General features: G+C 46.2%; 13 protein-coding genes. 7 read left to right on the forward strand and 6 right to left on the reverse strand.

Annotated elements, in window-relative coordinates:
* Positions 1-80 precede the first annotated feature (80 nt).
* On the reverse strand, positions 81-764 hold the full coding sequence (locus FC07_RS14475; RefSeq protein WP_057905789.1) for a GDSL-type esterase/lipase family protein: 684 nt from the start codon (positions 762-764) through the stop codon (positions 81-83).
* 125 nt (positions 765-889) lie between these two features.
* On the opposite strand from FC07_RS14475, the gene FC07_RS14480 reads away from it, so the two are divergent.
* Complete coding sequence (locus tag FC07_RS14480) at positions 890-1,303, forward strand: MarR family winged helix-turn-helix transcriptional regulator (protein ID WP_057905790.1); 414 nt, start codon at positions 890-892, stop codon at positions 1,301-1,303.
* A 56-nt stretch (positions 1,304-1,359) separates the two neighbouring features.
* Here the strand turns inward: FC07_RS14480 and FC07_RS14485 are convergent, their stop codons facing one another.
* A complete protein-coding gene (locus FC07_RS14485; protein WP_057905791.1) occupies positions 1,360-3,201 on the reverse strand; it encodes a DUF2207 domain-containing protein in 1,842 nt (613 codons plus the stop codon).
* A 123-nt stretch (positions 3,202-3,324) separates the two neighbouring features.
* Between FC07_RS14485 and FC07_RS14490 the strand changes: the two genes are divergently transcribed.
* The 3 genes from FC07_RS14490 (at position 3,325) to FC07_RS14500 (ending at position 6,722) form a co-directional block, all read left to right on the forward strand.
* Positions 3,325-3,906, forward strand: a complete 582-nt coding sequence (locus FC07_RS14490; RefSeq protein ID WP_057905792.1) for a DUF3592 domain-containing protein — start codon at positions 3,325-3,327, stop codon at positions 3,904-3,906.
* A 75-nt stretch (positions 3,907-3,981) separates the two neighbouring features.
* Positions 3,982-5,337 carry a hemolysin family protein gene (locus FC07_RS14495; protein WP_057905793.1) on the forward strand — a complete coding sequence of 452 codons (1,356 nt, stop codon included), beginning with the start codon at positions 3,982-3,984 and terminating at the stop codon, positions 5,335-5,337.
* 209 nt (positions 5,338-5,546) lie between these two features.
* On the forward strand, positions 5,547-6,722 hold the full coding sequence (locus FC07_RS14500; RefSeq protein ID WP_235807530.1) for an LCP family protein: 1,176 nt from the start codon (positions 5,547-5,549) through the stop codon (positions 6,720-6,722).
* 90 nt (positions 6,723-6,812) lie between these two features.
* Here FC07_RS14500 and cls read toward each other — a convergent pair whose 3' ends face one another.
* Together cls and FC07_RS14510 are read right to left on the reverse strand one after the other, a co-directional pair.
* On the reverse strand, positions 6,813-8,270 hold the full coding sequence (cls, locus tag FC07_RS14505; protein WP_057905794.1) for a cardiolipin synthase: 1,458 nt from the start codon (positions 8,268-8,270) through the stop codon (positions 6,813-6,815).
* A 144-nt stretch (positions 8,271-8,414) separates the two neighbouring features.
* Entirely contained in the window at positions 8,415-8,624 is a 210-nt protein-coding gene (locus tag FC07_RS14510) for a DUF2187 family protein (RefSeq protein WP_057905795.1), read from the reverse strand.
* Positions 8,625-8,850: 226 nt separating this feature from the next.
* Here FC07_RS14510 and FC07_RS14515 point away from each other — a divergent pair, with 226 nt between their 5' ends.
* Positions 8,851-9,579: a hypothetical protein gene (locus tag FC07_RS14515; RefSeq protein WP_057905796.1), complete on the forward strand. Its 729-nt coding sequence runs from the start codon at positions 8,851-8,853 to the stop codon at positions 9,577-9,579.
* A 125-nt stretch (positions 9,580-9,704) separates the two neighbouring features.
* On the opposite strand, the gene nrdI is transcribed toward FC07_RS14515, so the two are convergent.
* The gene (gene nrdI / locus FC07_RS14520; RefSeq protein ID WP_057905797.1) at positions 9,705-10,169 is read right to left on the reverse strand and encodes a class Ib ribonucleoside-diphosphate reductase assembly flavoprotein NrdI; all 465 of its coding nucleotides are present in this window, start codon (positions 10,167-10,169) and stop codon (positions 9,705-9,707) included.
* A 190-nt stretch (positions 10,170-10,359) separates the two neighbouring features.
* On the opposite strand from nrdI, the gene FC07_RS14525 reads away from it, so the two are divergent.
* A complete protein-coding gene (locus FC07_RS14525) occupies positions 10,360-12,252 on the forward strand; it encodes a M13 family metallopeptidase (protein WP_057905798.1) in 1,893 nt (630 codons plus the stop codon).
* Between the two features lie 87 nt (positions 12,253-12,339).
* Here FC07_RS14525 and FC07_RS14530 read toward each other — a convergent pair whose 3' ends face one another.
* The gene (locus FC07_RS14530; RefSeq protein WP_057905934.1) at positions 12,340-13,089 is read right to left on the reverse strand and encodes a sulfite exporter TauE/SafE family protein; all 750 of its coding nucleotides are present in this window, start codon (positions 13,087-13,089) and stop codon (positions 12,340-12,342) included.
* A gap of 288 nt (positions 13,090-13,377) precedes the next feature.
* Between FC07_RS14530 and FC07_RS15715 the strand changes: the two genes are divergently transcribed.
* Entirely contained in the window at positions 13,378-14,034 is a 657-nt protein-coding gene (locus FC07_RS15715; protein WP_083483349.1) for a C40 family peptidase, read from the forward strand.
* The last annotated feature ends 34 nt before the right edge of the window (positions 14,035-14,068 follow it).

The raw sequence follows: 14,068 nt of genomic DNA on the forward strand, positions 1-14,068 counted from the left end.
CAAAGTTGCGAACAGTTTAATGCTAACTTTAGCATATCCGCTAATGAATAAAACCTGCTTAAGACCGATTTCGTAAAAACTTAGGATCTCAATTGTGGCAGTAGATTTTGAAATACAATTTCATAACCAGCCGGCAATAAATGCGCCCCATCAAACGTTAAATCGGCTTTTAGATTGCCATCTGTATCGGTTAACCCGGCATTGGCATTATAAAAAACCGCATGGTGCTGCTGCGCCAACGTCGCCACTTTTTGATTGGCTGCTGTAAGGGTGACATTAGAACGACGGGCGTATAAATGGTCGTGTGTCGCTTTTTTGCCACCAAAGTCGGCCTGTGTATTCACCGGATAATACGCCAACACCGTGATTTGCGCGGTGGGCAACTGCACATGGACTTGCTCTAAAATAGCAGCGTAATTGGCTAAAAATTGTTGCTCGGGCACGCCAAACCCAATATCGTTTGACCCAATGTTAATCACCAATTGGCTGGGCTTTAAGTCGAAAATCAACGTTTGCAAATGCGCCAATACGTCGGCTGTGGTTGTGGCGCGAATCCCGCGATTGTACAGTTGTTTGGTTAACCCCAAGTTGGCCTTGTGCTGAAACTGTTCGACTGGAAATAATTCCATTAAGGATGACCCGACAAAAACGATTTGGCCTGGTATCACCGTCCGATTAGCCTGTGCATAGTTTGCCCGTAATTGATCCTGGAATGCTTTGATTTTCGGGTTAAGATCCGTTAATTGTTGTGTTCGTGTCATCATTTTAAAATTACCTCCATATAGTTCGTATAACTAACAGTTAGATATACTACGTTTTAATAGTTGATTTGTCAAACAGTTTGTTATTCTAACTATTTATCTGTTAAACTAAATGTGAGGTGAAACAAATGAATACTGTCACTGAAATTAGCCATACCCTGCGCCAGATTCAACGACAACAACAAACTTGGTTGCAGCATGCCTTAGCCGATACTGGGGTTACCGTTCAACAAGCCATTACCTTACAATTCATCGGCCAGCAGCCTGGCTTGATTCAAAAAGACGTGGTCAATGTCATGCACCGCCGTGCTGCCACGGTTTCAGCTTTCCTTAAAAAATTGGAAACTGCTGGCTTGATTCATCGAGAAATTCCGGTTGATAATTCGCGCAATAAGCAAATTTTCCTAACCCCGACTGGTGAACAAGTGGTGGCCACTTTTCAAAAACGCCGCCAGCAAGCCGAATTACGTTTGGTGCACGGCCTAGACACTACTCAACAAGCGGCCTTACTAGCGCTACTGAAACAAATCACGGCAGACTAAAATAACCCGCAAAGTGACCCATTCGCCACTTTGCGGGTTATTTTGAGTGTATCACTCTAAAACGCGCCACCTCCGGAACCGCCGCCAAAACCACCGGAGCTGCCACCGCTAAAGCCACCACTACTGCCGCTACTGCTACTTTGAATGCCGGTGCTAAAGTCGGTGTTAAATTGGCCAACAAAGCTGTCCCGCCCAAAATCACCGGCGAAAAACAGCGGATAGTAAAGTGGCATGGCCGTTTGTAAGGTATTATCGTCAAATCGCGTACGCATGGCCTTGATCACTTGTTTCGCACTGCCAAAGGCCACCGCGTAGGGTAGGATTTGTTCCCACAAGATCAAATCACTGACTTGTTTTTGCTCGAAATGGCCAATATCATGTAACATGCGCTTAAAGCCTTTCAGGGCATCCACTTCAAGCTCGCCGGCTTGATTATACGGTGACAAATGCCACAGCCGGTAAAACGCCAATCCTAAACTACTGCCTAACAATAACAAGGCTAGGCCCATTAAAATTGGCCGCCAAACCCCTGCGCTAAAAGCAGCCGCAATCAAGGCGCCTAAGGTTGGCACTAGGTTCAAACTGCCCAACAACCAACCGTGCGTGCGAATCGCCGCATTGTGCGTGTCGTAATAGCCTAACCCTTTAATGATCCGTTCCTGACGCCGCTGCCATTTTTCAAACTGCGTGGCCAACGGATTGGTACTTTTCTTTTGACCGTAAGTTCGAATTTGGGCCATGGTCACGGTATAGTTCATTTTGGCGCTGGTCTGCCGCCCAACTGTTTGGAACAAATAGCGCAACAACGGTTCTTCTCGGTGTGCAGCGGTTAACTTACCGGTTTGCGTTAACCGATAAGTGGTTTTTCGGCCGCTTTTTTCAGGTTGAATCATGATTTCACCTGCCGCTGCTAATTCCAATAACCAGGCGGTGAGCCCTTTTGTGTCCGGCGCCCCTTGTGCCAAAAGCCCTTGCGCTTGTGCAGCTGGCAAGTTCGGAATTTCAAAATTGTGCACCGGTGGCCCTTGCTTGACGCGATGTGCTGGATGCTTGTGGAACCAGCGACCTTGGTACACTAAATGGCCCAACGCCAGCGCCAGCAACACAACACTGACGAGCACTGGGATCAACTGCGCCCGCTGGCGCCGTTGATTGGCCTGCCGCGCCAACTGCGCTTCTTGCCGCTGCACGGTTTTTAACCGCTGGGCGTCCCGCTGTTTGGTGGCCAGCGGCGTCACGTTAGTTGGAAACACCAGGTGACTTTCAACAAAGGTGTGCGCCGGCACCCGGTTTACTTGCATGACCACCCGGCCTGCTTGCCGCTTAACCTGCGTGGTGCCACTTAACGGGCCGTGGGTCCAAGCTTGCAACTTAGGCACATTTTGGCGTGGCAGTTGCACCGTGATTTTCACCTGATGCAGCGGCACTTCCCACCCTGTCCCAATGATCTTCCAATTCAACTCGGCGGTATCCGCCCAATTGGTCACCACATCTTTCAAAGTGTAGCGATACAAAAACGTCACGTTGTCATTATGCGCAGGATAATAGACCTTGAATTTCACATTTTTCGCTGTCCGCGTGGTGCTGTAAGTTTGCGGCAGCTCACTTGGACTGGCCGTTAACCGTTGCAACCGTTCCCCTTTCAGCACAAATAATGACGGGTTTGACAAGCCGCCGGTGCCGGCAACATCCTGTTGATAGTACACCCCATTAAATGCCCCATCAAAATCATAGGTCACCCGCTGTGCCACTTGCGCGTTGCCATTTTTCTGAACGTTCACTTGAATGTTGTAGTCCGTGATCTCATAACTGCGGGCTTGCACTTGCGTGGTCTGCCAGCTAAACCCGAGCAGCAGCCCGAATAGTACGCCCCACAATCGGCCCCAATATTGTCGCATAACCCCACCCCTTTTTTGGTCGTTGCCTTATTTTACCATGGTTTAAACTGGCTTTCGCCACAAAATCCGCCTAAACTTAAGTTAGAAATGATAGCGTTTTCAAAAAACAAAGGAGGAATCCCGATGGGTAAAAAAGCAAATCACAAAGCCCAATGTCACCAACGCCTGCAGCAGTGGGAGGCGGAGACACAGGCTTTGCCAGAACACATTTTAGAAAAAGTTCGTGCCACCAGCCGCTTTGAAAACTTACGTCAGTATAACTTCTTCATCGCCATTAGCGGCTTCTTATTGATTTTCGCTTACGCTTTTTTATGGAAAATACCAGTGATCTTAATGGTCTCAATTCTGTTAGCCATCACGGCCATTGTATTAGGCAGCTACGACCCCGCCGCAAAACGCCGCACTGCCAATGCCGATGGATTAGTGGTAGGCGTCACACATTCCCGCCACGACAACCAAGTGATGTATCATCCCCAATATGAAACCGTGATCGACGGTCATGTCATTCGCTTTGTGGCCAACAACGGTTCAGCCGCCCGGCCACAAGTTGGTAGCGCCGTTATCGTGGCTTATGACCCACAAGAATGGAACAATATTGATTTTGCCAGCGATCACCAACGTTCAGCGTACTTTTTTGTCTTCTTTTCCGGTTTGACCTTGCTTTTTAGCCTGTTCCTGTTAATTGCCGGCCATTTCATGGCATAATCGCACCACAAAATGCACAGTCCCCACTAAACATGGTAGAATGATGGTAATTACAAGTGAAATGAGGAATGATTCTTGGCTAGTGGTCAAATCGCAATTAATGCGATCGTGATGCTCATTACGTTTTTATTCGCAGCGTTTTTCGTAGCGTCCGAGTTTGCGCTGGTTCAAACGCGTCCCAGTGCGTTGGAAGAAGAACTGAAAAAGCGCGGCGGTAAATCCCGTAAAATTAAAAATGCGTTGAATATGGTGCACAACCTGAATGAATATCTATCAACCACCCAAGTTGGGGTCAGTGTGGCTGGGATTATTTTAGGGTGGATCGGGGAAGCGACAGTTGAAACTGTTTTGGTAGACCTCTTCCATCTGCGCCAAGTGCTAAGCCCCAGCGTCCTACACGCAGTTGGCGCCATCGCCGGCGTCCTGGTATTAACTTATTTGGAAGTGGTGTTCACAGAAATCGTGCCGAAAAATATCAGTATCGACATGCCGATGCAAACCATGATGTTTGTCACCACGCCATTGCATTACTTCCATATTATCTTTTATCCTTTTGTGTGGTTGTTAAACGTCTCCTCCACTGGCGTGGTGCGTTTGATCGGTTTAAAACCAGCCGATGAAGAAAACGACACTTACTCGCAAGCTGAAATTTTGAATTTATCCCGTAATGCCGTTTCAGGCGGTCAATTAGAGCGGAACGACTATATTTATATGGAACGCGCCTTTGAAATGAACGATAAAGTCGCCAAAGATATTATGATCGACCGCACTTCTTTAACCGTGGTGGATGCCACTGCAACCGTAGCGGAAGTCATTGATCTTTACGTCAAAGTTGGCTTTAGCCGCTTTCCCGTGGTTAAAGATAACGATAAGGACGACATTCTCGGTTACGTTTATAACTATGACTTGATCAAACAAGCCGAAACTGACGATCAAGTCCGCGCTAAAAAACTATTGCGCAACATTGTCACCGTTCCCGAAACCGCGTCGATCCAAAAAGTATTAGCCCAAATGGTTCAAAAACAAACCCCTATCGTGGTGGTTGTGGACGAATATGGTGGTACCAGCGGGATTATTACGGACCGGGACATTTACGAAGAGTTATTCGGAACGGTTCGGGATGAAAATGAAAAACCTTCCGAAGAATATGTCAAACAACAAGCAGATGGTAGCTACCGGGTAAACGGCAAAATCACCCTTTACGATTTTGAACGCTACTTCCAACAAGACATGCCCGACTTCGACGACTCTGACGTGGTCACCTTAACGGGCTTTGTGATGCTGCACCACGCCGATATTAAAGTCAACGACGAAGTCACCTTGGATCACTTCAAGTTGAAAGTATTGGATATGGAAAATGCCTATATTGATTGGTTTAGCGTCACGCCAATTTCCGACGATGTGTCTGAAGCAGACTCATCAGAAGCTTAACCAAACGACTCACAGATTTTTTAAATCTGTGAGCCTTTTTTTACAATCCGCTAGCGTCTAAATTGTGTCCAATGCAATAATTCAAAAAAACTTCACATTTTTTCAGCTGGCACCGTGCTAGAATAAAAAAGATAACTTTAAGCCTATTTTAAGGCCCTTTCAGTACAGTAAATGATGCAAATTCGAAATTAAATGAAAGAAGGCTGCTTGTGAATAAACCTGTGCAGGGACCGCGTCATCAAACGCCGCGGCGCCGTCGTTGGCCTTGGATAATCTTATTGGTACTACTGGTGGTAGGTGCTGGCTTTGCTGGAACAGTCTATTATAAGTTGCACCAAACAGCGAATGCCGTGCTTTCAAATCAAAGTGGCGTCAGCTCAAGCACCACCCAAAAAGTCAGTGCCACCAAGCCAATTTCAGTATTACTATTAGGCGCTGATACAGGTGAAGATGGCCGGACTTATCAAGGCCGTTCTGACACGATCATTGTGGCGACCATTAATCCTAAAACTAAAAAAACAACGATGATGAGTATTCCGCGTGATACGCTGGCTAAAATCAAAGGTGCCAGTTCCAGTTCCATTCAAAAGATCAATGCGGCTTATGAATTAGGCGGCGCTAAAGCGACGAAGAAAACAGTTGAAAGTTTACTGAACATTCCAATTGATTATACGGTCACCATTAATATGAAAGGCCTGAAAAACCTGGTTGACGCCGTTGGCGGTGTGACCGTCACCAGCAAGTACAACTTCACCTTTGATCACGTCACCATCAAAAAAGGCACCCATCACCTGACTGGGAAAGAAGCGTTAAGCTTTGCCCGAATGCGTTACGATGATCCATTAGGGGATTACGGACGCCAAATGCGACAACAACAAGTGATCAAGGCCGTTGCGAAAAAACTGATGTCTGCAAATAGTGTGACGAAGTATTCCAAGATCCTTAATATTGTTAAGAAAAATGTCAGCACCGATATGAACTTTAAAACCATGCTCGCCATGGCTGAAAAATACCGGTCAGCCGGCACCACGATCAAATCAGATCATTTACAAGGCCAAAGCGCCACGATTGATGGTAGCTCCTATCAAATTGCGTCGACGAAAGAATTACGCCGGGTCTCGAAAAAGATTCGTAAAACGCTTGGTTTAAGTGCCGTTACCGTAAAAAATACCGAAACGGCCTTAAACGCCGCCAATCCGTATTTTGACGGCAGTACTTATACCACCTATAACGTTTACGCCAATACCGATACCAGCACGGAAACCGCAGATGCCACCACAACCGACACAACAACGGGTACCGATACCACCACTGGTACAGATACAACCGGTACGGACACCACTGGTACCATCAACACCCAAACAAACCAGCAGCCCACCTATTAGTGCCCTTTAAAGAGACCTTCACAGGCCTCTTTTTTAGTCACCATACAAAAAAGTTGAACCACCTGATCAGGTTGCTCAACTTTTTTTGATTTATAAAATAGGTGATAAGAGCCGTGAAAAACGTTGTTTCAACGTTAGCCACCAGGACTGGTTGGCAATTTCTTCATGGGTCAATAACCGACTGACCCGCATGTCCGCTTTGAAAATCGTCTCCAATTCTTGGGCCACTGCTGGGTCATACAAAAAGGCGTTGACTTCAAAATTCAACTTATAACTGCGGAAATCTTGATTTGCTGACCCCACCGTGGCCACCTCACCATCTGCCACAATGGTTTTCGCATGAATAAAGCCGGCTTCATAAATGTAGATCTTAGCGCCTGCTGTAAATAGCAGGTTGGCATAATACTGCGTAGCGCGATAGATAAACGGGTGATCCGGCATGTTGGGAATCATGATCCGCACATCCACCCCGGACTGGGCAGCAATGGAGATTGCGGACAGCACACTTTCATCTGGGACTAAATAAGGGGACTGGATCCAAACCCGTTTCTTCGCGGACGCAATCATTTTGATATACCCTACCTTGATCTGTTCCTTTTGCGCGGAAGGCCCGGAAGTAACGATCTGCAAAGGGGTTTTCGCATTGGCCGGGCGCAATGGTTCAGGGAAATATTTTAACTGATAGTTCAAATGGCGCTTTTCTTTAACGGATGCATTCCAATCCATAATAAAGCGTGTTTGCAGCGCCATCACGCCGTTGCCGACGATTCGTAAATGGGTATCCCGCCAAGGCCCGAAGCGCTTGGAACGGCCTAAATACTGATCCCCCACATTAAAGCCGCCGGTATAACCGATTTGCCCATCGATCACCACAATTTTACGATGATCGTGGTAATTCAATCGGGTTTTGGTAATGGTATTGTGTGAGGTAATAAAGCTGGTAGCTTGGCCGCCTAAACTTTCCAGTTTGCTAAACCATTTCCGTGTCGCCCCCCGGGACCCAAAGGCATCGTACAAAACCCGTACTTCAACGCCTTGTTGAGCTTTTTCTTCCAATAAACGCAACAGCTCATTGCCGATGTCATCATTATAAATCGTATAGTATTCAATATGAACACTGTGTTGTGCCTGACGAATATCCGCCAGCAAAGCTGGAAACTTCGTTTGACCTGTGGTATAAATCTGAATTTGGTTGCGTTTGGTTAACGGTGCCCGGTCAGTCGTCTCAAATAACTGAATCAAGCCCGCTGCCCCTGCTGGTAGATCAGAGGTGTCTGTGGTGGCAAATTCCACATCATCTGTGTGCTGTCGACTGATCATTTCCGCTAACCCGGTGCGATCTTGATGTTCCAAACTAAAAATCTTTTCGCGACCTAACCCACGGCCCGTGAATAAATACAGCACAAAGCCCACGACTGGTAACAAGATCAACACCAATAGCCACGCCCAAGTTGACGAAATATCACGATGTTGGCGAAAAACAGTTACGATGGCGAGAATCATATTGAGCATGACAACAACTTCGATCAACCAATGTACCCACTCCATAAAATCAACCTTTCTTGCGCAATTCTTGTTGTTTTATTATACGCCTAACCAGTTAGCCCTGTCGCCTGCATCTGAAAATCAGTTTAAATTTGCCCGTTTCAGTGCAAAACAAAAACCGCCACCTGCGCGACGGTTTTAACGAACCTATTTTTGAGCCTTGATTGGTTTCATTTTGGTCAAGCTAATGATGACCTTATGTTGTAGATCTTCAATATTCATATTGTCTTTTTCATCATATTCAGTCACTGCGATCAGCGCTGAGTTTTCATACACTTTTTCCACGGTACCTGAAAAATCTGCTTCCATATTACCGTTTGCCTTGCAGCGAACTAAATTGCCAACTTCAATTGCCATAAACACACCTCATTTATTTTTTCAGTGAAACCTGTTTTGGTAACGTAGGCAATATATTAACGCGATTGATTTCAGAATGCAAGTAAAAGTTGTTATTTCTTCATTTTAGGCAAAACTTAACCAAATTCTGCCGTTGAATGTTCGATGGATGATTGACAGCGTTTGTTCATAATAGGTAAGATAAGAACAAACAATGGGCTGTTCACCCTGATAAGGAGTAAAAACTTTGAAAAAATTATTAACAGGTGCCTTGGTCGTCTTAGGCCTATTTGGAGCCTTCGGCGCAACTGCCAGTCACGCCGCAACCACTACCAAAACTTATGTCGCCCCCAAAGTTGGGCAACTGGATAAGCACACTTATCAAGGGAAAACCTATTGGATCCCGGCCATTTATTGGCAAATGAGCAAGCATTATTTATCCGGTCTGACGGTTAGCACGGAAAGTAAACATCAGATTTTAGTAGCTGGTTACTTTGGCGATGCCAAAACCAAACAAGTTAAAATGGCGAAAAAGTCGAAAAAAACGGCCTCACAAGTGCGCTTTTCTGGAACCGTGCGCTACTTTGCTTGTCTGTACTCTGAAAAAGCCTTTATGAAACAATATGTCGCCGCTAGTGGCAGCGACCAGATTGAACGGTTATTAACCGCTATTACCACCACTACACCGATGGTCAATCCTAATAAAAAGTCCACGCAGCTGCAAAGCGTCCCCGTCCTTTATCAATTAGAAGGCGTGAATAAAACCAGCACCTTCCCGATCAACTGGTGGGGCTTATACGATTACAAAAAAGAACAGCTCACCAGCTTGAAAAATAGTACGCTAAACCAAGCCAGCTTTACCATGAAAGATACCACTGGCGCTGACACCAGCGTCGGCTACCAATCGGCAGTGGTGACCCAAGTCACCGTGGATCCGTTACATCTATTCCGGCAACCGGATACCACGACTTCTTAGCAAAAGTTTACTGGGTTTAAGGTTGTTTTAAGACGCAGCGGTTATCTTATAAGCATACCCCAAACCTACCTCATCTAATTTCAAAAAAATAACGCCTTGGCCAATTGGTCAGGGCGTTATTTTGGTTAAGCATGCTTGGCTGCTTCAGTCTGTAAAATTTGATAGATCCGCGTGACATCCTGGGTTGTGCCCCGTAATTCGTAATCACCAATAAAAGGGAACCCATAGGCCTCGGAATACTGGCGCGCTGTTAAACAATACTGCTCGTTAAAGTTGCGGTTTCCAGAGCCCACCACACCCCAACAATACTTGCGATTATCACCAATACTGATATATTCACCTAAAGCTTCGGTCATCAACTCTTGATAGCCGTTGTCGATGCCGTTACCACCAGTTAAATAAGTCGGTACAAACGCAAAATAAGGCGTTGTTTCATCATCATCCGGTGTGGCGTCTGAAATTTCTTTCAATTCGATCAATGGTGCGCTGGCATCAGCGGCGTGTTGGTCTTCCGCGTAGTCTTGCAAGGTTTCAACAAAAGAACGGGTATTACCGGAAATTGAAATATAAAGAATGCGTAATGTGGTCAAAATAGTTCCCCCTCAATTGGTTATAATCATCCAAGTGACCTTGGTTCATTTTAAAAATCATAGTCTTAGCATAAAATGAATCACCGCGAAAGTGAAGTCTTTTATCCGATCCATGATCAAATGGTCATCGTTTCAGCGCTAAAAATGCTATCATGGAACTTAACAAAACTCGCCTGAAAGAAGTGTGTTTATGACAACCTTAAAAGATGATTTTTATGAAGCTATCAATGCCGATTGGCTGAAAACAGCTGAAATTCCCGATGATAAACCGGCAACTGGTGGCTTTCAAGATTTAGTCGAAGCCATTGAAAAAAATTTAATGGCCGATTTTGCGGCCATGCAAACTGGCGCTAAAGCCACTGAAAATGCGGCCCAATCACAATTTCTTGCTTACTATCAGTTGGCACAAGATTTTGACCAACGCAACGCTGCTGGCGCGGCGCCTTTAAAACCTTTGCTAGCTCAATTGGAAGGCTTACACAGCCTGGCCGATTTCCAAGCGCACCTTAGCGACTGGTTACTAGCCGGCCTCCCGATGCCATTTGACCTGGATATTGACGCTGACATGAAAAATGCCACCACCAATGCGTTATTCGCCAGTGCCCCTGGTTTGTTTTTACCTGATAAAACCTACTACGCCGCTGATAATCCCGCCGGACCTCAGTTAATGGGCGTTTTCAAAGATATGATGACCCAACTCCTGGCCTTAGCTGGTTATGATGCCGCCCAGCAAAAAACACTGGTCGATCAAGCTGTGGCCTTTGATGCCAGTTTGGTACCTTTTGTAAAAAGCGCTGAAGAAAAGGCGGATTACAGTAAAATGTATAATCCAGAAAGCTTTGCAGCTTTTACCAGCCACAGCAGCCATTTAGACCTGGCCCAACTGATTCAAAACGTGCTGGGCGCCACACCGGAACAAGTCATTGTCACCGAACCTAATTTCTACGCTCATTTTGACGATGTGCTCAATCCCGACACTTTTGCCAACTTAAAAGGCTGGTTGATCATTAAAACCGTCCGCGGCTTAGCTGGCTATTTATCAGAAGACTTCCGCCAAACCGGTGGTATTTTCAGCCGCGCCCTTTCTGGCAATAAGGCTGCCATGAAGCCTGCTAAAAGTGCTTATTACTTAGCCACTGGTATGTTTGACCAAGTGGTTGGGGACTACTACGGCCGTAACTATTTCGGCCCGCAAGCCAAGGCTGACGTTCAGCAAATGGTTAAAAAAATGATCACCGTTTATGAACAACGCCTGACCCATAATACTTGGCTGTCTGTCGCGACCCGCGAAAAAGCCATTGTGAAGCTGGAAAAATTAGGCATTCAAGTGGGCTACCCGGATGCCATTGAGCCGTTGCAATTAACGTTTAAAACGGACACCACCCAAAGTTTATTAGCCAACACACTGCATTTCATTCACCTCAGCCAGTTGGATAAATTCAGCAAATGGAACCAACCCGTTAAACGGGATCAATGGGAAATGAGTGCCAACACAGTTAACGCCTACTACCATCCTTTCCGCAACATTATCGTGTTCCCCGCCGCGATTTTACAAGCACCCTTTTACAGCTTGGACCAACCTGCTAGCGCTAACTATGGCGGCATTGGTGCCGTCATCGCCCACGAAATTTCCCACGCCTTTGATAACAACGGCTCCTTATTTGACGAATACGGGAATTTACACAACTGGTGGACCGCTGATGATAAAGCCCATTTCAAAGGCTTAGCTGACAATATGATTGCTGAATTCAACGACCTGCCATTTGCAAAAGGCAAAGTCAACGGCAAACTCACCGTTTCCGAAAACATTGCCGACGCTGGCGGCTTAAGCTGTGCTTTAGAGGCAGCTAAAGGTGAAGCAAAAGTTGACTTGAAAGCCTTCTTCGTCAACTGGGCCACCATTTGGCGCACCAAAGCCCGCTTAGAATATCAACAACTGCTTTTAAACATCGACGTTCACGCCCCAGCGAAATTACGGGCCAACGTCCAACCCCAAAACCTAGCCGATTTCTACACCACCTTCGACATTCAAGCCGGCGACGGCATGTACTTAGCCCCTGAACAACGGGTTGAGATCTGGTAAACACTTAAAAAACCTTGTCACAAGCGAACTTGTGGCAAGGTTTTTTTGTTTTGAACCGCTTTAAAGTAACATAAACCCCTATGCCTTTTAATAAGTGGTCACAAACAGATAAGCCGCCAACCCCAACGCCGCAAAAGCAATGGCAAAGCGGAGTTTACGAATCGGCAAGTGGCGCACGATCCGCGGGCCTAACCAACCACCGACTAAAAAGCCAATGCCCATGGTTAACGCCACCGTCCAACGTACATCCGCCGTAAAGGCAAAAATAATCATGGCCAAGCCATTCCCTGTAAAACTAATAAAATTTTTAATGGCATTGATCGTGGTAAACGGCAGTTGCTCCGTGACGGTTAAAATGGCTAAAGTGATCACCCCAGCCGATGCCCCAAAGTAGCCAATGTAGATCCCGACTAAAAATAACGCCACACTTTTTAAAATTGGATGTGCTTGCCCACCAGTTGGCGGCGTTTGCCGTAACAACGTATAAAACATTAAACAACCGGCAAAGGCAATCAAAAAGGGCACCGCTTTGGCAAAAGTGGCCGCTGGCGCCACCAGCAATAAAATACAGCCACATAACGACCCAAACAGTGAAAAAACAGCATTCATTGCCGTTGCATGCTGCGCACTTTTCAATTCTTTCGCTGAGCTTAACGTCGAACCAATGCCCGTAAAAATCTGGGCCGTGGTATTGGTTACATTAGCAGTCACAGGCGGTAACCCTACGCTTAACAGCACTGGATATGACACCAGCGACGCCATCCCAGCAATGGTGCTTAAGAGCCCACCAATTACCCCAGCCACTACTAAATAAAGCTCTACCAACCAAAAATGCATGTCGTCGCCTGCTTTCATTTCACTAATGCTTTTAGTATAGCTGTTTTCATGCTGCTTTGCAGATTAAACTTGTTCTATGATCGCTAAAAATTAAAATGAAAGCTTTTTTCAGTGAGCCACCTACTTCTAAAGCGCCGCATTAAAACGCCATCTTTTTGTAAAAACAGTACTGTATGATGCTTGACATAATTTGTAACGTAGTTGTTAAACTTGCGTGACGTCCTTGTAACGTCACATGACTATGCTAGGGGTTGAACCAACGGATTTTATTCAAAAAGGAGCCCTAACATGATTTCCAAACATAAACTTGCTTCATACACAGCTGCCGGTTTACTCGGCGCAACTGCTGCTTTTGCTTTCGGTACACAAAGTGTGCATGCCGATGCATCTGAGTACAACGCGCAAACAGCACAAGCAACGGCTTGGTACTCAAATAGCCAAACTAGCTATGCGGCGCCTACAACCACCGCTTATCAAGGTCAAACGACGACCACAACGCAACCTACAACTACTAGCTATCAAACCCCGACGACGACAACGGCACAACAAGCCACTGCCGCAACCAGCACCACAACAGTGAGCCAAGGTGCTGCCACAGCGATTGCCGCTGCCAAAGCACAAATTGGGACACCTTATGCTAAGGCCGGTGCAACGCCAGGTGTTGGCTTTGACTGCTCGGGTTTAACCCAATATGCGTTAGCCCAAGCTGGCGTAACGGTTGATCATTACACCGTGGCTCAAGAAAGTGCTGGGACAGCTGTTCCATTGGATCAACTCCAACCTGGCGACCTGATTTTCTGGGGATCACAAGGTGCTAGTTATCACGTTGCCTTATATATTGGGAACAACCAATACATCGACTCACCAACTTACGGGCAATCTGTTGAGGTTGAAACGATCAGCAGTGCGTTCCAACCTTCATTTGGCGTTCACATCAACTACTAATTGATGGTAACAAAAAAGTCGCTCACCACTGAGC

Source organism: Loigolactobacillus bifermentans DSM 20003, from assembly GCF_001434575.1.
Taxonomy (GTDB): domain Bacteria; phylum Bacillota; class Bacilli; order Lactobacillales; family Lactobacillaceae; genus Loigolactobacillus; species Loigolactobacillus bifermentans.